Source organism: Virgibacillus carmonensis (genome assembly GCF_057836705.1).
Window position 1 is genome coordinate 1 of sequence record NZ_JBYQFJ010000201.1, and the last position, 649, is coordinate 649.

Genomic DNA, 649 nt, shown 5'->3' on the forward strand with positions numbered 1-649 from the left:
ATATTTGGCGTCCTCTATTGTATCATCATGCGTAACACCCAACAGCATAACTAAGCCATCGTCAATCTTCCCTGAAACATTATCATTAACCGTTACACTGGCATTTTTGGCCCGCTGAATGATTGCCCTCATGGCGTCCCTCCTTCGCTTGCCCTAAACAGTCGCCTCCGCATTTCTTTTTCAGCTGCGGCTTCTAGAAGCTGCCGTCACAAGCAATGGACACTTCGAACGCTTAACCCCCCGCGTTCTACGGTCCTTTGCTTATCCGTCCGCTTCTGAACAGGCGCCTCCGCTTTTTTTACTGAACTGTTCTGGTTACGGTGTATACTTCTTTTATTTGTTTAATTCGCTCTACTATTTTTCGTAAATGGTTTGTGTCATGAATGAGTATTGTAATATGAATAATTGCCATTTTGTTTCGATCGGAACGCCCAGTTACTTGGGTAATATTTGTCTTTGTTTCATTTACAGCCTGCAAAACCTCATTTAATAATCCACGACGATCATATCCAGAAATTTCAAGATCCACATGGTACTGCTTTTTATCACTTTGGTTTGTTTCCCATTCCACATGGAGTATGCGCTGCTTTGCATCCTCTGTTTGCACATTAGGGCAGTCAGACCTGTGAACAGATACACCGCGGCCTTT

The 649-nt window shown here is 43.6% G+C and carries 2 protein-coding genes; both read right to left on the minus strand.

Going from position 1 to position 649, the window contains the following annotated elements; all coding sequences use genetic code 11:
- Positions 1–132 (minus strand): D-aminoacyl-tRNA deacylase (locus AC3G7N_RS21375; protein ID WP_489424149.1); only part of this gene is annotated, 132 nt, incomplete at its 3' end.
- Between the two features lie 166 nt (positions 133–298).
- On the minus strand, positions 299–649 hold a 351-nt coding region (locus AC3G7N_RS21380; protein ID WP_489424148.1), incomplete at its 5' end, for an ACT domain-containing protein.